The 20,745-nt window shown below is 41.3% G+C and carries 14 protein-coding genes; 5 read left to right on the plus strand and 9 right to left on the minus strand.

The window, feature by feature from the left end:
* Window positions 1-20 precede the first annotated feature (20 nt).
* On the minus strand, window positions 21-494 hold the full coding sequence (locus R9C00_23590; GenBank protein WPO34689.1) for a DUF4293 domain-containing protein: 474 nt from the start codon (window positions 492-494) through the stop codon (window positions 21-23).
* A gap of 141 nt (window positions 495-635) precedes the next feature.
* Here R9C00_23590 and R9C00_23595 point away from each other — a divergent pair, with 141 nt between their 5' ends.
* Entirely contained in the window at window positions 636-1,631 is a 996-nt protein-coding gene (locus R9C00_23595; protein ID WPO34690.1) for a hypothetical protein, read from the plus strand.
* A 171-nt stretch (window positions 1,632-1,802) separates the two neighbouring features.
* Here the strand turns inward: R9C00_23595 and R9C00_23600 are convergent, their stop codons facing one another.
* The 6 genes from R9C00_23600 to R9C00_23625 form a co-directional block, all read right to left on the minus strand.
* Window positions 1,803-2,207: a response regulator gene (locus R9C00_23600; GenBank protein ID WPO34691.1), complete on the minus strand. Its 405-nt coding sequence runs from the start codon at window positions 2,205-2,207 to the stop codon at window positions 1,803-1,805.
* 202 nt (window positions 2,208-2,409) lie between these two features.
* Window positions 2,410-3,030 carry a hypothetical protein gene (locus R9C00_23605; GenBank protein WPO34692.1) on the minus strand — a complete coding sequence of 207 codons (621 nt, stop codon included), beginning with the start codon at window positions 3,028-3,030 and terminating at the stop codon, window positions 2,410-2,412.
* Window positions 3,031-3,122: 92 nt separating this feature from the next.
* Entirely contained in the window at window positions 3,123-3,629 is a 507-nt protein-coding gene (locus tag R9C00_23610; GenBank protein WPO34693.1) for a phosphoribosyltransferase family protein, read from the minus strand.
* A gap of 93 nt (window positions 3,630-3,722) precedes the next feature.
* Window positions 3,723-4,712: an aldo/keto reductase gene (locus R9C00_23615; protein WPO34694.1), complete on the minus strand. Its 990-nt coding sequence runs from the start codon at window positions 4,710-4,712 to the stop codon at window positions 3,723-3,725.
* 152 nt (window positions 4,713-4,864) lie between these two features.
* Window positions 4,865-6,406, minus strand: a complete 1,542-nt coding sequence (locus R9C00_23620) for a DUF5723 family protein (GenBank protein WPO34695.1) — start codon at window positions 6,404-6,406, stop codon at window positions 4,865-4,867.
* Between the two features lie 425 nt (window positions 6,407-6,831).
* Window positions 6,832-8,487 (minus strand): FAD-dependent oxidoreductase, encoded by a 1,656-nt coding sequence (locus R9C00_23625; protein WPO38790.1) that lies wholly within the window; start codon window positions 8,485-8,487, stop codon window positions 6,832-6,834.
* Window positions 8,488-8,723: 236 nt separating this feature from the next.
* Here R9C00_23625 and R9C00_23630 point away from each other — a divergent pair, with 236 nt between their 5' ends.
* The 4 genes from R9C00_23630 to R9C00_23645 all read left to right on the plus strand — a co-directional run bounded on the left by R9C00_23630 (window position 8,724) and on the right by R9C00_23645 (window position 14,456).
* Window positions 8,724-10,202 (plus strand): nicotinate phosphoribosyltransferase, encoded by a 1,479-nt coding sequence (locus R9C00_23630; protein WPO34696.1) that lies wholly within the window; start codon window positions 8,724-8,726, stop codon window positions 10,200-10,202.
* A gap of 349 nt (window positions 10,203-10,551) precedes the next feature.
* Window positions 10,552-13,035 carry a DNA translocase FtsK gene (locus tag R9C00_23635; GenBank protein ID WPO34697.1) on the plus strand — a complete coding sequence of 828 codons (2,484 nt, stop codon included), beginning with the start codon at window positions 10,552-10,554 and terminating at the stop codon, window positions 13,033-13,035.
* A gap of 183 nt (window positions 13,036-13,218) precedes the next feature.
* On the plus strand, window positions 13,219-13,866 hold the full coding sequence (locus R9C00_23640; protein WPO34698.1) for an outer membrane lipoprotein carrier protein LolA: 648 nt from the start codon (window positions 13,219-13,221) through the stop codon (window positions 13,864-13,866).
* 164 nt (window positions 13,867-14,030) lie between these two features.
* The gene (locus R9C00_23645) at window positions 14,031-14,456 is read left to right on the plus strand and encodes a hypothetical protein (GenBank protein ID WPO34699.1); all 426 of its coding nucleotides are present in this window, start codon (window positions 14,031-14,033) and stop codon (window positions 14,454-14,456) included.
* A gap of 59 nt (window positions 14,457-14,515) precedes the next feature.
* Here the strand turns inward: R9C00_23645 and R9C00_23650 are convergent, their stop codons facing one another.
* Both R9C00_23650 and R9C00_23655 read right to left on the minus strand, forming a co-directional pair.
* A complete protein-coding gene (locus tag R9C00_23650) occupies window positions 14,516-17,980 on the minus strand; it encodes a sialate O-acetylesterase (protein ID WPO34700.1) in 3,465 nt (1,154 codons plus the stop codon).
* A 160-nt stretch (window positions 17,981-18,140) separates the two neighbouring features.
* Complete coding sequence (locus tag R9C00_23655; GenBank protein WPO34701.1) at window positions 18,141-20,579, minus strand: FtsX-like permease family protein; 2,439 nt, start codon at window positions 20,577-20,579, stop codon at window positions 18,141-18,143.
* Between the last annotated feature and the right edge of the window lie 166 nt (window positions 20,580-20,745).

The raw sequence follows: 20,745 nt of genomic DNA on the forward strand, positions 1-20,745 counted from the left end.
AAAAACAGGAACTTATAATGCTATCTGAACCGTTCTGCAGAACGAACCATATTTTCATCTCTTCTAATAAACCTATTCGCCATAGAGTTAAAGAGCAAAGCAGCTGCCGGCAAGAAAAATGCAACACCAAATGCTCCTTGCATTTCAACATCAAACAATTTTTCCCCTTCAAACACAAAGTAAATATTTAAGCCCATTACCGCAGCAATAAAAATTGTGTTGAACAAATTGAGTTTCATTTGTTTTAGGCGATTAGAATAGCTAAAAATAGAGCCAACTGCCAGTACGCTCGACAAAAAAGCGGCAATGGCAATGTAAATAGTAGTTTGACTCGCTTGAGAATCACCTACATCCGAATAAACCAAGCTGAGAGCAGTAAGGGTAGCAGTTTGGCTGGTCTCTGGGTTAGTTTTATTCCAAATAGGCAAGAAAATCACCAAAAACATGCAGATGGCCACTAAAGCCAAAAATATAGTTTGAATACGCTGTATCATACAGAAAATGAAGTTATAAATACTTAAAATTTTGGGCGAAAATACAGAATCCCTATCAAGAATACCCAATTTTAAAATAGTTTTAAGCCATGTACATTCTTGTAGTTACACCACCACTAAGGCTCTAATCACCAATAACCCATGCTGAAAATCACTCGATCACTTATAAAGCACCTAAATACGAAAGAAGGAAACCTTCAAGCCACATCTCTTCCTCTTCTTATAAATACCATTTTAAGATACGGGAACAAGGTAGATGGCAACGCTATTATTGAGAGCTGCTTGGTAAACCCTTATTCCCATGACATGGGTTTATTTGCTCCAATTATTGAAAAATGGGGTGACTTATCTACAGCAAAGCAACTAGCTAAATGTTATATCAAAAATGGGGAACTGATAGATACTGATTTCACAGAAGTTTTAGAGTTATTAGGCAACCTCAAATATGAGCCTATCAAACCCTTACTAATAAAACATGCCTTTTCCGAAGAATCAGACCACTATACGAGCAAAAATGCTGTTCTGGGATTATTAAATTTCGACTGCTCAGATATCCAAGACATACTGTTGGAACAAATCGAAAATACTTATGGCAAGAACTTATTCCATGAATACATTCCCGCATTAGTATGCAAAATCAGCAATAGAAGAGCTATTTTAGAAAAATTATTTGAGTTAGGTGACACCACTTGTTCCACAGACTGCAATGCAGGTATCATCTTAGGTTTTTCTCTTTGCCCAGAAGGAGTTACTTACTTCAAAAAAGCCATTTTCAACCCAGACTGGGAAGCCTGTTCATCTGCCACAGGAACTATCCATGCGACTTACCAAGGTATCAAAAACCTTAATATTTCATTTTCCGAGCTTTTTGCAGATATACAAAAGCTAGAGGGTAAAAGTCAAAAAGAAGGGTTAGAAAACCTCTTTGACCTCCTGAAAATAAAAATAGACGACCTTTTTCCACATGCGGAATCATTTATGGAGCTCCACAAAGACTTTTTCTCTTTTGATGGAAAAAGCTCTTTATATTCTATTTCAGACAAAACAGGCTTAATCAACACATTTTATGAAACCCAAAAACTTATAGAATTAAAAGCAAGTGAAGAACTTATACTTCGTTGCCAAAAGGAGGAATAAAAAAAGCATCACGCTAAGCGTGATGCTTCTATATGAATGTTGTCTGTTTTCAATGTTTAGCCCTAAAGCTAAGTTTATTTTTTAAGGAACTTATGGTTGTAATTGAAAGGCCAAAAGACTTCCTCACCCAATAAGTGTAGGGATGTATGTTTTGGGCAAAGAAAGGTTTTTTTAACTGGCAACTGATGTCAACGTGCTTGAACCAAATACATTCTTGAATGTCTCCAACAATACATTTTTGTAAACAGGCTTAGTAAGGCAGTAATCAGCCCCAGCCTTTAGAATACTCCTTTTTTCAGCTTCCAAAGTATGAGATGCGATACCCACTACAGGAATCCTACGTTTTATCTCTCTTTCTAAAGCTTTTATTTTGCGAGTAGTCTCAATTCCCGTTACTTTCGATTGATTGCTATTCACTAATACAAGAGAATATTTTCTTTCTCTAAGCTTATGCAAAACTTCCATTTGGTTACTTGCCAAATCGCTTTCCCAACCATTCCTTTCTAACATGCTCCTTAGATATGCAGCATCTATTGATTCAAATTCTGCTACCAATACTTTTTGTTTATCTTTCATTACAAGTCCCTTTAAAATGTCATTTGATCCACCTTTACATCAAATATAATAATATTTAAAGATAAAATTGCACTATTCTTCTTAGAATTCTATCCTTTATACTATTAACGTTTATTTGCTTTTAGCAATATGTTGCAATTATAAGACCAAGCTAAAACCGCTTGCTACTACATGAAAGGTTTGGAGGAAAATTGAAGAAAAACTAGCGAGATAATAGAAAACTGGCAAAAATAGCAATCCAAAGCAAGTCCATAAAATGCCAATAAATGTATAGCATCTTAATACGCATTTTTTCATATGCACTTGAAAAGTATAAGAGCGCATGTATAGGGTCATTACCTAATTTCTGGACTTTGCGATAAACTACGAGTAGAAAAACAAGCCCGCCCAACAAATGAGCAAGATGCAAGCCTGAGAGTAAAAAAAGATAGCCATCCGAAGCTTTTCCATTTAGGTAAACTCCATGCTCGGACAGCTCTAGCCAGCCATATACTTGTAAGCCACAGAACACCAGACCCATTCCGAATATATATTGCAGATTCTTTTTAAGTAGGTCTAATTGGTCGTGAGCAAAATAAAAATTCAATTTATTGAGGAAATAACCGCTTGCAAGAAGCACCAATGTACTAATCACAAAGGCTTTGGGGAAATAACGAGGAGCTACATCAAGCTCCAGATCGGGTGTGGAGGAAATAAACCCTCCCAACAAAAATATAAATACCAGTGAAATCCCACCTATTGCCAAATAGATCAGGAACATGTATGGGTGTGTATTTTCTAATGTATAAAACTTAGAAGGCTTACTTCTGCCGGTTTCCTTCATTATTAGGTTTATGTTAGAGTAAAAGTTACTGGTAGGTCAACAAAAGTCTAGGCAAAAAGTTTCGAGCTATTCAAACCTAACTTGATGTTTGGCTAATGTAAATACACGCCAAAACCATCCTGTTCTTGCCTTACTTCTACACGCTCGTTTACTGTGGTAGAAAGCGAGTAGCCTACAAAATCAGCTGAAATAGGATAGCGATGGTAAGCCCTGTCCACGATGACCGCCACCTGGATACGTTTGACAGTGATATCCTGAAAAGGCTTCAAGCTATAGGCAAATGTCCTTCCCGTATTCAATACGTCATCCACAAGTATGATACACTTGTTTGAAAGCAGGTCCATTTCACAATCAAGCGTGATCTTACTTTTTAGAGGTTCTTTTTTATCAATGATCAATTGAGCCAAATGGCACTTTACAGGCGCAATTTTGGCAAACTCCTCTTGGAGAACTTTGCCAATCTCATACCCCGTACCATTGATGCCCGCTATTACAATTTCATCTTCCTCAAAGTTACTTTCATATATTTCAAAAGCGATCCTCTTGATCTTCTGAGAGGTCTGCTTTTTAGTCAAAATCAAGTTATCAGGATTGGTCATACTTATTGGTACATGTTATAAAAACGAAAGCTATAAAGAAGAAAAACAAAAATCAAAAATGCATAGAGAAAAGGAGTGAAAATAACACTCGGCTTAATTCCATCTCAAAGTGCTTCTCTTTGCCCAATACACCTCTGGTTCTTCCTTAAGACTAACCAAACTTACCAAATCTTCCTCCTTCAAACCAATTGCTAGAGCAGCTACATTCGATGTAAGATGAGCAACGGTAGCAGCACCGCTCAATACGGTGGATACCCAAGGTTGGGCAATAATTGCGGCTAAGACTACTGAATCTACCGAAACATTATATTTTTCTGCCAGTGAAGTCAATATGGCCATCTTAGGCTTAAACTCTTCATCCCCATTTCTGCCAGTAAGCCTTCCATTTGCCACCCCTTCTTTTATAATCACCCCCAAGCCTTCCTTGGCAGCTTGCTCCAGCATTTCCCCCGGTGAGGTTTCTAATATATTCCAAGTAGCCTGCACAGCATCAAAAATCCTTATGCCATCCACTTTTACCGCTAAAGCTTTTTCTATTACCCATGGCTGTTTTGGTCCGCTTACCGATAGCCCGACCAACACCCCTTCATTTTTTAGCTTTGCCAACTGTTCCAATACGGAGATATTTTCAAGCACACCGCTCTCCAACGTAGCCGAATGAATTTGGTAAAGATCGAGGTGGGAAGCCAAGTTCGCTTTAGTTTCGTCCCATTGTCTTTGGAGCACAGGCAGACTATGCTCTTTTACTTCGTGAGCCTCTGCTTCTATTTTCCAATTTGCCGTATAGGTATAGCCCCATTTTGAACCTATAGCTACATTTTTATACCCCCTAGCTTCCAGCCAATTCCCCAAAAACTCTTCCCCAGCACCATAAGACCTCGCCGTATCGAAATAGCGGATCCCCAATTTCCACGCTTCATCCATCACGGCATAAGCCCGCTGTTCCATTACTTGTTTATCATAATTCTCTTCCAAGTCTTGGGAGTGCCCCAAGTTTATGTATCCTGGTCGCCCTAAAGACGCTAAACCTAAGCCGATTGGGGTAACTTTCAAACCGGTAGTTCCTAATTCTCTTAATTCCATATAATTGCCAGTTTTTTAAAATCAGCCCCGAATATGGAAGGTATTTTTTTCAATGCAAAAAGGATTTGTTTAAAAAAAAGAAAAGCCTCACGCTGTTGCATGAGGCTTAGTTAAGGATAGTTTATTTGGTCTATAGAGAATTTATATTTTGGTTATAGTTTAAATCGTAAAAAACCGGCGGCAAATGGTACGGTACTACCGCCGAAGTCGCCAAAGAATGTCGTGATATCACGAGTGGCAATCCCCGTTTCGTAAAAGCCTTTTCTCGCCATATAAGTAATACCAGCAGGTAGATTGACCTTCGAATCGTTATTTCCACCAAAGTTGAACCCTGTAGAAACCTTGATTATTTTGCTTACTCTAAAATCACCACCAACAGCATATAGTGGCTTTTCGAGGTTACCTGCTATCCTATTTCTCGGGACTACTACATCAATCCCCACATGGAAGGTTCGGTAAATTTCATAGCTTCCGCCCAAACGGATAGTACTTGGAAGTTCTTGTGTTATACTGCTAGACCCTTCCCATGAAAACGGTGATTTGTCCCCCGCAAACTGGAACGCACCTTGGCTACTGGCTAGCAAGTTATAGTTATCAAATCCGGCTCCGGCAAATTGAACCAATTTTCCATCGGTTACTTCATACACATTTCCATCCCATTTTATATTACCCAAATTGGTGATGGCCAAGCCTACATATAAGTTTCTTTTTATGCGCATCGTAATACCAAAATCAAGCCCATATCCTTTACCAACTGGGTTTGGAGTTGCCAACATATTGAACGTACTTACTTGATTGGAAGGCTCAAAGGTAGGGTTTGTAACTTCAAGAGAGTCGCCAAAACTCAGCCCAAAATCGGAAGACATAGAAATATTGGAAGAAACAAGTTCACCATTTTGAGCAGCAAGCTCTATAAGCATCATACCTTGGATATACCTCACTCCCAAACCGGCGTAAAGTGAAAAATCATAGGTTTCTACTAATTGTTTTCCATAACTCAGGTTAATTTCTCTAAACCAAGAACTTGAAATTCTAGAACCGTCCAAAATATCGGAATAGTTACTGGCATTATCGTCACTTAAAAATAAGCCATTCACTACTTGATCGAGCGTTTCTTGCGAAAGCTCGGTCATACCTTCATTGGAAGGGTGTCTTGGGTTGGAAATTACACTACCGTCAGACAGCAATAATTTGGGAAAATAGCCGGCAGAAGCGCCCATAAAAGCAATTTCCGCAGCATTTTCATTTATTTGGGTATAAAGCTGAATCCTGTCTCTTATACTAAAGGCAACTCCCTGATTATTGGGCAATTGCAAACCAATACCAATTAGCATCACATCCGCATTGAGGGAAATAGCCGTATTAGCCAGTTTATTCGCAGCAAGCTGTTTTTGTTCTGCGGTAAACTGAACATCTGTGGATTTGAACATCGCATCGAATAATTCTTTCCTGCTCATAGCCTCTGAAAAGAAAGTGGTATTCATCTCCAAAAAACCGATGGTTAGCTTAGGATCCCTAAAGCTTTTATGAAAGCCTAGATTAGCAGGATTGATACCGATAGTTTGATAATCGGTAGTGAAAGTAGTAGCCACCCCCCCCCGACCAGGAGCCGAGAATGCTGTGGATTCCATTTGTGCCAGTAATTTTCCGGTTGAAACAAGCAGCATCAACAAAATGGCAAACTGCTTCAGCATAATTTATTAGTTAGTTTGTATAACAGGAGCTCCTGATTAGTGTATAAAATAGCTTTGGACCTGGAAAGATTTCCAAAGGAACTTAACCTGAATTAAAATTGAGTACGATATTTCAAAGTTGATAACGCCAGCTTTTTCCTGTTCTTATTGACTGGGTACAGAAAGAAAAAATATTCCGAAGCAGAGTAGAGTTTACTTTTTCTTAGCAATTTCAATTTTCACTATGTTGAAAGGTCTATGTGCCAATAAAGTGAAGCCATTTATTTCCAATATTTCTGCTACTTTTTCAGGTGAAAAATATGTTTTACGATAAGAACTCACTTTTTGATCCCAATTTTCTATTTACAACAGGTCTTCACACAAAAACAAAGCTCTTGATGTACTTATAAGTAAGTATAAATGCTGATTATTAAGAACACTCAAGTTTAAAACCGCTGTCCATCCGCTTCTAATCTTGCTTTTAATTTTTCATACGCAACATCTTGAACAGGTTGTTTGTCATCAATAGCGATGCAAGCCGCCGCAGCCGCACTTTGCCCCAAAATCATGAATACTGGCTCCATCCTGATAGAACCAAAAGCAATGTGTGAGCTAGATACACATATCGAAACTAGCAAGTTTTCGCATTCTTCTTTTTTAGGAATAAGTGAGCCGTAAGATATTTGGTAAGGGTTTTTGGGGTGTACGCCAATATCCCCTTCATTTTGCACAAAACCATCGGGCTTTATATACCGCTGGGTATTGTGCGAATCGAGGGCGTACGAACCCATCCCCACAGGATTTGGCACTGGTTTTCTTCCCATCACCTCATTTTCCGTCATCACAAATTCGCCAATCATCCTACGAGCCTCTCTCACATAAATTTGGTGTGGCCAATTTCCGTTATCCGTAAATTCATCTTTTGCTAAGCCCCACTTCTGCATTTCCTCCCTAATTTCGGCAGGTACTCGTTCATCGGTCGTCATAAAATACAGCAAACCTTTTTGGTAGACTTCGTGCTCTTTTATAATTTCCATTCTCCGTTCGTAGCTAGCATCAGGATAATCGTAGTTCATCCCAATATTATCGGTGCTAAAAGGTCCATGGTTGTTTGTATCTGTCTTTTTGTTGGGTATGGGGTCATACTTGCGGAACAACTCTCTCCACCCCGAGTCAAAAACCCTTGCCAGCAGTTCATACTGTGCAGGGTCGTAGCCTTCGGGCTTGGCAAAAGCTATGCGGTTATCTGGATGTTGGGTAAGGCACATACGGAAGCAATATGCCTGCACTTTATCGTCCCCTTGCCCGTATTCGCCAGGATGCTCGGTAGAAATCCTTGGCAACACCCCACTGCTTGGGTCGCCAGGGATTTTATACGGATCTATGTCCGACTTGAAATGATGGTCATGATGCAAGACACCAGTCTGAACTCCGTTCCATTCTTCTCCATAGACACTGTTTGCCTCTCTGCCCACATGATAGCTCACCCCCGCAGAAGCCAATAAGTCACCCTCATACGTAGCATCAATGAACATTTTTCCTGCAAACTCTTTCCCGCTCAATGTCTGTATTGAGACTATTTTTCCACCTTCTTTCTCAAGCCCGTGCTCCCTGTCTAGCCATTCATCTCGGTACACTTTTATACTATTCTCCTTCACAAACTGTTCAAAAATATTTTCTGCTACGTGGGGTTCAAAAATCCACATGGTCCGATCTGTGCCATCCATAGCCCGCGTGCCTTGACCTTTGTTGCCATACGCATCTTTTTCTTGCCATTTCCACGCCTTTGGAGTATTGTAATGCAGGTACACTCGATGGTAAAACTCCCTTGCCAAGCCACCAATTACCGATTTGTTGCCTGTGTCGGTCCAGCCCAAGCCACCAGAAGAAAGCCCTCCCAAATGCGTATCGGGGGACACCATTACCACAGATTTGCCCATTTTGGCAACTTGTACCGCAGCCATCACCGCAGCAGATGTTCCCCCATAGATCACCACATCGACAGTGACTCTATTTGGGTTTTCCTCATTTTCATTTGTAGCTTTTGGAGAACAGGAAATAATTAAAAACAGGAGGGCAGCAACTAAAACAGTTGATTTCATTTTCATATTAAGAGATAGTTGATATGTGAAGAATAAAAAAAAAACAAAAAGTAGTTCAGAATTTTACTCCTATGTTATACTGGAAATATAAAAAGAAAATACCTATTAGCTTTTCAAAAACAGCCTTGTTTTAAGAAAGCCCTACTACTTTCTTCCTCTTTCTTTACCTTAGTAATGAAGCACTACTACTTATAAGTTGTTATTTTTGGCAAAAAAAACCATTATCCCAACCTCAAATGAAACTGACTCAAGACCTATATCGCTCTTCACTCGCTCTTTTTACCGATTTCTACCAGCTCACAATGACCTATGGTTATTGGAAAACGGGTATGACGGACAAGGAGGCTTCCTTCAACCTTTATTTTAGGAACAATCCATTTAAAGGTGGTTTTACCATAGCTTGTGGGCTAGAATATGTGATAGATTATTTGGAAAGTTTCAAGTTTGAACCTTCAGATTTGGAATATTTGGCCACCATAGAAGGAAATGATGGAAAAAAGCTTTTTGAAAAAGAGTTCCTAGATTTTTTGGCTGACCTCAAGTTTGAATGCGATATAGATGCCATGCCCGAAGGTACGGTGGCTTTTCCTTACGAACCGCTCATCCGCATTACGGGACCACTTTACCAGTGCCAACTACTGGAAACACCTTTGCTCAACATCGTAAATTTTCAAAGTTTAATTGCTACAAAAGCCTCTCGCTTGCACCAAGCTGCCAAAGGCGAGCCTGTGCTAGAATTTGGGATGCGCAGAGCACAAGGGATTGACGGGGCATTGGCGGCAAGTAGGGCTGCCTATATTGGCGGGGCTTCTTCTACCTCTAACGTGCTGGCAGGCAAGCTTTTTAATATTCCTGTAAAAGGGACACATGCTCATAGTTGGGTGATGTCTTTCGACTCAGAAATGGAAGCTTTTGATGCCTATGCCAAGGCTATGCCCAATAACTGCGTCTTTTTGGTGGATACGTACAACACGCTGGAAGGTGTGAAAATAGCGATTGAAGCTGGTAAAAAACTAAGGCAACAAGGCTACGAAATGACAGGGATTCGCCTTGACTCGGGTGACTTGGCATACCTCAGCATAGAAGCTCGGAAAATGCTCGATGAAGCAGGTTTTGAAAAAGCGGTAATAGTTGCCAGCAACGATCTTGATGAAAATATTATCACCAGTTTGAAAGCACAGCAAGATGCCAAAGTGAATGTTTGGGGCGTTGGCACTAAACTAGCCACAGCCTACGACCAGCCCGCTTTGGGTGGGGTTTACAAAGTATCCGCAGTAAGAAAAGGAGAAGGTTGGGATTATAAAATCAAGCTCTCCGAACAGTCGACCAAAACTTCAAACCCGGGTATCCAACAGGTGAAAAGATTTTATATAAACGGTCAAGCTAACGCTGACATGATATATAATGAAGCAGAACCTTTGCCAACAAAAAAAGTATCGATAGTCGATCCCTTGGATAGTACGAGAAGGAAAAAAATAAAATTAGATGAAATCGAGTCCAAAGATCTACTCGTTCCCATATTCAAAAAAGGGAAATTGGTCTATGATTTGCCTAAGATTGCAGAAATTAAAAATACAGTTCAAGAAGAGCTTTCCACATTCCACAGTAGTATCAGGAGGTTTAGCAACCCCCACAGCTATCCTGTAGGGTTGGAAAAAGGACTTTACAAACTTCGGACATCCCTCGCTCTAAAATTACGAGGAGATGATGAATAGGGAAAAAAGGCATGTGACTATCCTATCAAAAAAAAGCTTTTTCCCCACAGTGGATGGATGATAAAAATAACATTTGGTATTCCCGATAGCTCGGGCTTGCTTTGATTTTTTAGTAGCAAATACTATATTTTTGTAGAGAGATTAGAATGGAATTTCACTTTCTTTTGTCTATTTGAATAAAATATGACAATTTTAATTAAACAAATCCAACAGCAAACTATAAGTAACTGATAGTTAATGCTTTTTAAAGCTTTCCTTAAAGAACAAAATCTGATTGAGAATTGCATTAAAATAAGGTCAAGCGCTATTGATTATTTTTTTGAAGAAAGCATAAAAACACAGAAGATAAATGGCAAAAAAAACAAATACATATAGAGGCAAGAAGAAGAACAAGGGGACGAAAGATTTTATGGACGGGAAAAAAATCAGCTTCAGCTTTTTGGAAGACCGCCGTTTCAAATTGAGCGTAGGGCTTTTGGTATTGATCTACTCGCTATTTCTGTTTCTATCGCTCCTTTCTTTCGTATTTTCTGGGCAAAGCGACCAAAGTGTTGTTGAGTCGTTGAGCTTTGGGGAATTAATCACCTCGGGCAAAGAAGTTAAAAACTGGCTAGGCCTCACTGGCGCATGGATGGCTCACTTGTTTGTGTACAAATGGTTTGGTATCGCCTCTGTCCTACTTGTCCCTTTGCTTTTTTCTTACGGAATAGAGTCTGTTTTTAAAAAGAGAATTTTCCCACTAAAGCCTGCTTTTCAGTTAGCAGTATTTTCCATGCTATGGATCAGCCTGCTTATGGGCTATTTTGTCCATATATCCGACCAGCCAAACAACCTCAATTTCCTCTGCGGAGGCATCGGTCTTCGAGTAGCCGAGGTTTTTGATAGCCTCATAGGCTGGGGAACTATATTTTTCTTGATCTTCTCCATGGGTGTTTTCTTGATTTACTTCGTACAAAACACCGAATCGTTGAAAAAACTATGGCCATTTGGTAAGAAAGAAGAGCAAGAGAAAGCTGCTGGAGAAGAAGGAACTGAAGGCGATTTGGAAGATGAACTTGGAATGGAGCAAGAAGGTAACCTCCAAGAAGACGAAATGGAAATGGGGACTTCAATGGTGCTGAGCACAAATACTAGTTTGCAACCAGCCTCGCCGAAGCCTCCTACTCCTTCGGATAAAAAGCAACCAGCTGAGCTTGATTTCAGTGTAGAAGATAAAACTGAGTTTTCTGAAGCACAAGTAGAGGTTTCTAACCAATTGCCACCGCCTCCGTTGGGGCAAGGGAATGGTGTTTCTGGGGAACAACTTACCATAGAGGATGGCGATCTGTATGACCCTACCCTCGACTTGGCAAGGTATGAAAAACCCCCGCTCGAGCTCCTAAAAGACGCTGGTCCTAGCAAGGTAAAAGTAACCACGGAAGAACTTCAGCAAAATAAAGACAGGATTGTTGAAACCCTCAACAACTTTAAAATAGGAATCTCTTCTATAAAAGCGACAATTGGCCCTACGGTTACGTTGTACGAAATAGTGCCAGAAGCTGGGGTCAAAATCTCTCGGATCAAAAACTTGGAAGACGATATCGCCCTAAGTTTAGCTGCTTTAGGAATCAGGATCATCGCCCCAATCCCAGGAAAAGGAACGATTGGTATTGAAGTACCAAACAAGAACAGGGAGATGGTGTCCATCCGATCTATTCTTTCTACCGAAAAGTTCCAAAATACCAAGAGAGAGCTTCCCGTAGCTTTAGGGAAAACTATTTCCAACGAGGTGTTTATTTCCGATTTGAGCAAAATGCCTCACTTGCTTATGGCAGGTGCTACCGGTCAGGGTAAGTCGGTTGGGCTGAACGTCATCATCGCATCGTTGCTTTATGCGAAGCACCCAGCCGAGTTGAAGTTTGTGCTGATTGACCCTAAAAAAGTGGAACTTTCCCTTTTCAATAAGATCGAGCAGCACTATTTGGCTTCTTTACCCGATTCGGAAGAAGCCATCATTACCGATACTAAAAAAGCAGTTGGCGTCTTGAACTCCCTCTGCAACGAAATGGATATTCGTTACAACTTGCTCAAAAATGCAGGCTGCCGAAACCTGAAAGAATACAATACAAAGTTCAAGCAAAGAAAACTGAACCCCGAAAGAGGTCACCGCTTCTTGCCTTATATCGTGCTGCTTATGGATGAGCTTGCCGATTTGATGATGGTGGCTGGCAAAGAAGTGGAAATGCCCATTGCAAGGCTTGCACAGCTCGCTAGGGCAATCGGTATCCATTTGGTAATAGCTACACAGCGCCCTTCGGTAGACGTGATCACAGGTATTATCAAAGCCAACTTCCCTGCCCGCTTGTCCTTTAGGGTGAGTTCAAAAGTCGACTCAAGAACTATTTTGGATACGAGCGGTGCAGAACAATTGATAGGTATGGGAGATATGCTCCTTTCCAACGGATCGGAAATCATCCGACTACAATGTGCCTTCATAGATACTGAGGAAATTGACAGGATTTGTGACCATATTGGTGATCAGCAGGGCTACGACACAGCTTACCAACTTCCTGAATACGAATCGGAAGATGAGGGTGGCGTAAAAGCGTTTGATATTAACCAACGAGATGCACTGTTTGAAGATGCGGCAAGGTTGCTCGTCCTTCACCAGCAGGGAAGTACTTCTTTGGTACAAAGAAAACTGAGCCTTGGCTACAACCGTGCGGGTAGAATTATTGACCAGTTAGAAGCTGCCGGAATTGTCGGTCCTTTTGAGGGGAGCAAAGCTCGTCAAGTACTTATGAACGACCAAGATCTGGAAATTTTCCTAAGTACATTAACCAATAGAGGCTAGGGGCTCATTCTCTTAAAAAATCCTAAATAGGGAAAGATTCATAACTAAATACTTGTTGCCTCGTAAGAACAGTTTGTCATATTCAGAACCAATTGGGCAAATGCTTGTTCAATGAATACAATGCTTTCTTTTTCAATTAAAAAGTATAAAAAGGAAGCAAACCACATAAAAATTGAAAGTAAGATGAAAAAAATATTATTTACGCTCCAGCTACTCGCATTTATGTTCAGCACTGCTTTGGTGTACGGTCAGTACGACCCAAAAGCGAAGTCTATTTTGGATGCGATGAATAAAAAGTATAGAGACTTTCCTGCATTTAAAGCAAACTTTAGCTGCACGCTTAGTAGCCCCGAAGGAGCAGATGATACGTTTGAAGGGGAAATTACCGTAAAAGACAATAAGTACCGCCTTAACCTAGGTCAACAGGAAGTATACAATGACCTAAGCACAGTTTGGACGCTTTTTAAAGAAGAGCAAGAGGTAACCATCACCACTTTTGAAAAAGATCCCGAAGACTTACTCCCATCCGATATTTTCGATATCTACAAAGAAGGTTTCAAGTATGTATTTGTAGAAGAGAAAAAAATAGAAGGGAAAACGTATGAAATTGTAGAGTTGAGCCCAGAAGATACAGATCTCAAGTTTTATAAAATCAGATTGGAGATCGCCAAAAATGACAAAACCCTCCGCAGCTACGATATGTACGAAAAAGGTGGAAGAATTTACAAATACAAAATCACCAACTTCACACCTAAAAGCAATGTAGCAGATTCTTATTTTGTGTTCAATGCAAAGGAATACCCTGACGTAGAAGTCATTGATTTAAGATAACAACATCAAAATGTATATATTTGCAGCCTTGAGAAATCGGGGCTGCTTTTTTTGTTTTAAAAAACACTAGACCGTAAATCCCTTACGATCTGCCAAGGTATATTAGTATTGTAAAACTTTAGAATCCAAATCAACGACTTTGAGTTCTATTTTTCACTTAAATAATGCTGATGATTATAGGGACATTACAAACTATTATTGAACAAACTTCAACTGCTTACGAATTTTCTTTGGCTAGGACTAATTTCTTATTACTAGCTTCCCAACACGGTACCGCCATTGGTCGATCGGCTACTCTGATCGAAATCTGTTCATTTGTGATCGTTTCATTTGTGATGTTTGCTGGGCTAACGGCCTATACCAAAAGCTTGGAAACCATTCCTTGCGAAGAACCGCCTACTATGGAAGAGCAACTCTTGGAAAAAGTAGAACTCGAACAAGTTCACCCTTTCCTTAAACAAGGAAAAATTTTGCTCCGAAAAGATGAAGAAGATAGCCACATGTTGGTTTCGATAGTGAAACTAGACGAACGCCTCTATCCTAAAAAGGAGCAACCTTGGTATGCTAAGCTTTTAGGAATAGAAAGTTGATAAATGAGAGACTGAAAACTAAAAAACAATTTCTTAGAGGCATCATGAAAGTGGTGTCTCTAATTTTTTTCTATCAAAAATTGTAACTGCTGTTCGAAGGTTGCCGCCGAATTTATTTTAAGGTTTCCAAAGGCTTTTTGCTTCGTATATTCCGAACGAATCCCCCTCAATTCTCCACTCAAAATAGGCTTGTTCGCCGTGTCTTTTCCTTCGCTTAGGAACAAAGCCCTTGGTGCAATCAGCTCAGCTACATCGGGTACATCAGCAAATTTCAAGATATTGGTCTGGAAAATGGCAAACGGCCAATCATGCCAAAAGCTTTCGGAAGTCCCTGCTGCTTTATAGGTCATGAGCGGTCTTGATATCACCGTAGTTTTTACCTGATCGTCCAAAGCTGCTACATAAATAGCAATCAGTGAGAATAAACTACTATCTGGAGACAGAAGAGCTATTTTATCCAAATCACAAACTTTCCTTCTAGTTTTGATGTAATCCAACCCTCGCAACACATCAAATACTTTTTGCCCAAAAAGTGGCTTTCCTAAGAAAACCCCACTAGAAAAAGTCAAATATTCTAGATCTATTTTGTTCCTACTTTTATTCCTTTCTCCATTATTTCCAGCCCGCGGTTCCATTTCAAAAACAGCAAATCCTTGCTGAACCAAAGAATCTTTTTGCCCTTCACTTCCTCCCAAAAGATAGACTACAGGATTGTTTTTTGTATTCTCCTTATAATAAAGTTCCCCTACCAACTGCACCTCTGGCTCAGTTTCCACAATCACCCGCTCCTTTACCACCGAATCCTTGTTGTTCAGCTCAGGTGTGCTCGCCCTAATTTCCAAGCTGGGCTGATAATAGGTGGAAAAACCCAACACATCTTTTATTTTTTCTTTCAGCGCATCGCCTTCCAGCTTGGTGTCAGGCAAATTTCTACTTCGATTATAGGCTACGGTCGAAAGCGTTGCAGCAGAATAGGAAGGCATCCCCACTGTTAAATTCTCAACTGCTTCTACTGTTATTTCAGGCTCGTTGCTAGGCGCATCTACATTGAAATTCTTATTGAAAAAAGCATTTACCGACTCTCGGTGTTGGGGTGTATAAACATGCCCTGTATCAATGGCTTCTATTTGCAGGTTCTCCCCTGCTCCATACAATTCATAAATTTTTTTCGCATTCTCGTAAGTTTCCATAGCAGCATCTATGGGAAAAAAATCTTGCTCGCCCACGCCCATAAAAACAGGTCGGGGAGCTATCAGGCTTAAGAGTTGCGATTGCTCAAAATACATTCTTGGGTGCACCACATAATTATCCATCGTATGAGCTTTGCTCGAACGGATCATGCCTTCATACGAGGCTATGTACATGATAGGAGCTGCACATTTTATGCGCTCGTCTATGGCAGAAAGGTAAAAAGTGTGAAATGCTCCGCCCGAATGACCTGTTGCTGCAATTCGGGTAGTATCAACCAAATCGGTGCGAGAATGGAGGTAATCCACCGCCTTAACTCCATCTCTCACTTGCAAACCGCCTGGACTTGTTCCCGTGAGGTAAAGGTATGCTCCCGTCTGGCCTGTAAACTTCCGTTCCCCTCCACCAAGCTCGTCTGGCCCTAGCACTACGTAGCCTTTCTTGGCAAAGCTGATCATGGCTTTTTGGTAATCTTCGGTAAACTTCCCTTCGTAAGTATGCCCAGCAAAATACACCACCGCCGGATAAGGAGCTTCCCCTTTTTTAGGAATATACAAATTTGCCGTCACCCAAAAACCAGTTTCTGCCTCGTATAGCAATTTCCTGATCTGATAATCAGGATAATCGAGTGGTGCACCAACAAACCTTGCCCGTACAGGTTTCGCCCCCGGCATATCTGAAGGACGCAACCCAAGGGATTCCATTACTTTTCCACGGTAATAGTCCCTTTGACCTTTCCACTCTTTCAGATTTTCTGGTTGGGGAAGTGCCAAAGGAGGTACTTTAGCAGAAAGGTTTTCCATCGAACGATTGGCTACATCTACGGTATCGATACTTTCTTTTGGTAAAAAAGCTTGCCTTATATTCACCGAGTCGGTGATGCCTGGCCAGTCGTCGGTGCGAAAAGGGGAGGCAGGTAAACCTTCTTTATTTATCAAATTCGCTTCAGCGGGGTTTATAGCCCATGCATAGCGAACTGCCATCGGCTTGGAAATAGAATCATTAAAAACCACTAATTCATTTGCTGAAGTGATTTCCGCTTTCGCCCAGCTAAACTCTCGGTTTTCACCTGCTATGGAAAAACTCTTTAAGTAGCCATATTTATCCGTAGAAGCCAAACCTGAGCCTGTTTCTGTAAATCGGATTTTCATTTTATTTCCTTCTACCCAAGCCGAATCGTAAAGGGGACCTGAAGAAACGACGTCCTTCTCGCCATAAGCCTGAGAAAGTGCTGCCAACCCAAGCCTTCGCCCTACTTCCTGTTTGTTTTTAGGATGAATATTAGTTGCATCACCAATGTCGATGGTAACCGCCATTCCTGTTTTGGGCAACTCCAAAGTCTTCAATTGCGCTTCTCTCAACTCTGCCCAGCTATTCTCTTCTGGATACTCGGCAGCTTTTTTGAAATTTGCCAACTGCACAAACAAAAAAGGAAATTCTTGCCCCCACTTTTCCCGCCAACTGCTGATAAGTGTGGGGAAAAGCGTTTGGTATTCGTACGATTCATTCCTGTTAGCATTCGCTTCACCTTGGTACCAAATCACTCCTTTAATCGTCATCTTGGAAAAAGGGGCAACCATGGCATTGTAGATCAGTGAAGGGTATTTGTTTTTATCGAGCGGCTTGCCTTGGCTTTTTTCAACTTCCTCTACCGTACCTGGTAAGCCTTTCGTAAGCTCAATGGGTGTTTTGTATTTCGGGTTATCAATCAGGCTCTCGGAAGGCATCCAGGCTTGTACATTCGTTCCGCCCCAGCTCACGTTAACCAGCCCAATGGGCACTTGCATTTTTTCATACAAAAACCGTCCAAAGTAGTAACCGACTGCAGAAAAATCACCAATAGTTTCTGGCAGGGTTTCTTCCCAAACCGCAGGAGGCATATCAGGGGCAGGGCGGAAAGATCGGGCAGTAGGAATATTGAGCAACCTAATGGCGGGGTAGCGAGCATTTTGAATTTCCTGCTCGGCATTTTTAGAATCTTTCACCCTCCAGCGCATGTTCGACTGCCCAGAGCAGAGCCAGACATCCCCTATCATTACATTATCTATGGTAATCAAATTTTTTCCCAACACATTGAGCTGAAAAGGACCACCCGCTGGCAACGGATCCATCATTACTTCCCACTCCCCTGCCCTGTTCGTATAGGTCACATAGCTCCTTCCTCGAAGTGTTACCGCTACCCTTTCTCGTGGGTTTGCCCAGCCCCATACCCGCACTGGCATATCTCGCTGAAGCACCATATTTTCCTGAAAAACAGCAGGAAGGGTAACTTTGGCAAAAAGGGAGAATGTTGATAAGCAAATAAAAATAACGAAGAATAGGATAGTTCGAAGCATAGTCAGAGGTTCGTGAAAGTTTTTGATGAGGGAATTTAAGAATAAACTCAGAGACTAAGCAGACCTTTGGCGTAAAGATTTGAAGACAATAAAATATATGGCTCAATATCAGCAATATTCTGATATTGAGCCTCTGAAAATAGGGTCAAGATTGACTCTACTACTCATCTCTGAGTGCATGTATGGGGTCTGAAGTTGCTGCTTTTACGGTTTGAAAACTAACGGTCAGTAGCGCTATGCACAAGATAAACAGCCCTGCGAATACAAAGACAGCCCACCCCGTTTGGATATGAAAGGGGAACGATTCCAACCACCTTTCCAACACAAACCAAGCAGGTGCCCAAGCCAACAGGTTGGCAATGAGGATAAGGCGGATAAAATCTCTGGACAAGAGCATGAAAATCCCTCCCGCTGAAGAACCTAACACTTTTCGGATGCCAATTTCCTTGGTGCGCTGGATGGCAGTATATGCCGAAAGACCAAATAGCCCTAAGCAAGCAATAAATATGGCCAAACCTGCAAAAATGCCGAAAACACTTCCAAACTGCTGGTCGTTTTCGTATTGTTTGTTGAAAAACTCATCTAAGTAAAAATAGTCGAAGGGATTACCAGAAAAAAATGCATTCCACTGGGATTGAACATCTTCCATCACGTTGGAAAATTCTCCATTTTCTAGTTTAATAGAATAAAAGCTCCTCGCATCGGGTCGCAACTTAAATAAGATGGGAGCTTGTGTGTTTTTGAGCGACATTTGGTGATAATTTTCCAACACGCCCACTAGCTGCAAAGTATCTCCGCCGTTTACCAAATACTCGCCAATTGCCTCTTCGGCTGACTCAAACTCCAGGATTTCAATTGCCGCTTCATTTAAAATGATTGCAGAGGAATCGGAAGGATAATCGAGAGAATAGTTTCTTCCAGCAACCATTTCGAGCTGGAAAGACGGGACGTAATCGTAATCCATGCCCACATTGTACATCACAATATGGCTCTCAGGTCCGCCATGCAGCCGCTTTATCCCGTTCGTCCAGTAAATTTCATCGCCAGGTACATTACTCGAAGCCGTTACACTTTTTATTTGGGCATTGCTTCGCAAAAGCTCATTTTTGAATGTTTTAAACTGAGAAACATAGGTAGAATCTACCACTTCAGGCGCTTTTACCACCAACGTTTTATTCATATCGAACCCCAAGTCTTGATCCATCATGAAGTCAAGCTGGCGATACACGGTGACAGTCCCCGCGACCAACACAATGGTGGCGGCAAATTGGAAAATCACCAACCCCTGCCTCAAAAGCACGCCTCCTTTGGAGCTAGAAAATTTTCCCTTCAGCACCGCAACTGGCTTATAAGACGAAAGCACCAAAGACGGATACCAGCCCGACAAAACTGCTCCAATGAGGAACAGCGTTGGCAAGGCTACCCAAAACCAAGTTTGGCTGAACACGGCAAATGAAAGTGGCTTTTGGGTAAGCTCTTGGAAATAAGGCAAAAGCAAACTGACCAATGCCAGAGCTATGAAAGTGGCCAGCAAATTGAGCAAAACAGACTCGAACATAAATTGCTTTACAAGCTGCCCTCGGTACGCCCCCATGGCTTTTCTCACTCCTACTTCGTTGGCTCGCTCAGCAGCCCTTGAGGTAGAAAGATTCACATAATTCACCCAAGCTATCAGCAAGATAAACCCTGCTATTATCATCAAGAACTTCACAATATCACCGTCCCCTTGCTCTTGTGGCTCAGACTCTTGCAAAAGGTTGGAATACAAATGAATGCTCGTGAGCGGCTGAAGCTCAAACCTTGACTTGGAATTTCGTTTTTCCCACTCCTCCTTTTTTTCGTTTTCGAGCCAAGCATCCCATTTTTCTTGGAAAGCAAACGGGTCAACCCCTTCTTCCAGCTCCACGTACGTATTGAAATCGTACCAACCCCAAGCTGTTTCCGCAGCATTATCCGTTCGATCGTTGAGTGCTTGGTAAGAAATGAGGAAATCAAATTTGATGTGGGAATTTTCTGGCACATTTTCCATAACCCCCGACACACTTAGGTTTATCTCATTATCGGAAAGCCCGCCCAAGTCAAGGATTTTCCCAATTGGGTCTTCTTCTCCAAAATATTTCTTGGCAGCCCGTTCGGAAAGCACCACTTTATCCGAGCCTTCCAATGCTGTTTCGGGGTTGCCCTTCAGCAATTTGAAGGAAAACATGGAAAATACTGAAGGTGTGGCAATTTGCATTTTTTCTTCCCGTAAGGCAATGGAGAAGCCATCGGGGCGCACATACGTCATCACTCCGCTTATGGGAAATAAGCGGGCGTACTCCTTGACTTCAGGGAAATTGTCTTTCATGGCCGGGCCTACGGCAGGCACAGCCGCCGCACATTCTATGGTTTTCTTTCCATTTTGCCATACATCGTAGCGCACCCTGTATATCTGATCTGCTTTTGCATGGAAAGTATCGTAGCTGTACTCGTAAAAGACATATTGTAAAATCAATAGAAAGCCAGCTATGCCAATGGCAAGCCCCATGACATTGATCACCGTAAAAACTTTTCTTTTCCAAAGGTTGCGAAGTGTGATGAGGAAGTAGCTTTTGAGCATGGCACTTTTTAATAAGAGGTTAACAATTAACCATATTAAAGACTTTAGCTCAAAAAAACTGATGTTTTTACACGGGTGGTTGGATTTTGAAAAGAATAGTTTATTTCCTTTAAAGCCCAAAGTCGTCAAAAAATGAGCTATAGATTTTATTTACCTAATATTATAC

Source organism: Flammeovirgaceae bacterium SG7u.111 (assembly GCA_034044135.1).
Classification (GTDB): Bacteria; Bacteroidota; Bacteroidia; order Cytophagales; family Flammeovirgaceae.

Bases quoted from the DNA above. Each gene is read 5' to 3' on its own strand.
- R9C00_23590 (WPO34689.1), bottom strand. From the start codon at position 494: ATGATACAGCGTATTCAAACTATATTTTTGGCTTTAGTGGCCATCTGC.
- R9C00_23595 (WPO34690.1), top strand. From the start codon at position 636: ATGCTGAAAATCACTCGATCACTTATAAAGCACCTAAATACGAAAGAA.
- R9C00_23600 (WPO34691.1), bottom strand. From the start codon at position 2,207: ATGAAAGATAAACAAAAAGTATTGGTAGCAGAATTTGAATCAATAGAT.
- R9C00_23605 (WPO34692.1), bottom strand. From the start codon at position 3,030: ATGAAGGAAACCGGCAGAAGTAAGCCTTCTAAGTTTTATACATTAGAA.
- R9C00_23610 (WPO34693.1), bottom strand. From the start codon at position 3,629: ATGACCAATCCTGATAACTTGATTTTGACTAAAAAGCAGACCTCTCAG.
- R9C00_23615 (WPO34694.1), bottom strand. From the start codon at position 4,712: ATGGAATTAAGAGAATTAGGAACTACCGGTTTGAAAGTTACCCCAATC.
- R9C00_23620 (WPO34695.1), bottom strand. From the start codon at position 6,406: ATGCTGAAGCAGTTTGCCATTTTGTTGATGCTGCTTGTTTCAACCGGA.
- R9C00_23625 (WPO38790.1), bottom strand. From the start codon at position 8,487: ATGAAATCAACTGTTTTAGTTGCTGCCCTCCTGTTTTTAATTATTTCC.
- R9C00_23630 (WPO34696.1), top strand. From the start codon at position 8,724: ATGAAACTGACTCAAGACCTATATCGCTCTTCACTCGCTCTTTTTACC.
- R9C00_23635 (WPO34697.1), top strand. From the start codon at position 10,552: ATGGCAAAAAAAACAAATACATATAGAGGCAAGAAGAAGAACAAGGGG.
- R9C00_23640 (WPO34698.1), top strand. From the start codon at position 13,219: ATGAAAAAAATATTATTTACGCTCCAGCTACTCGCATTTATGTTCAGC.
- R9C00_23645 (WPO34699.1), top strand. From the start codon at position 14,031: ATGCTGATGATTATAGGGACATTACAAACTATTATTGAACAAACTTCA.
- R9C00_23650 (WPO34700.1), bottom strand. From the start codon at position 17,980: ATGCTTCGAACTATCCTATTCTTCGTTATTTTTATTTGCTTATCAACA.
- R9C00_23655 (WPO34701.1), bottom strand. From the start codon at position 20,579: ATGCTCAAAAGCTACTTCCTCATCACACTTCGCAACCTTTGGAAAAGA.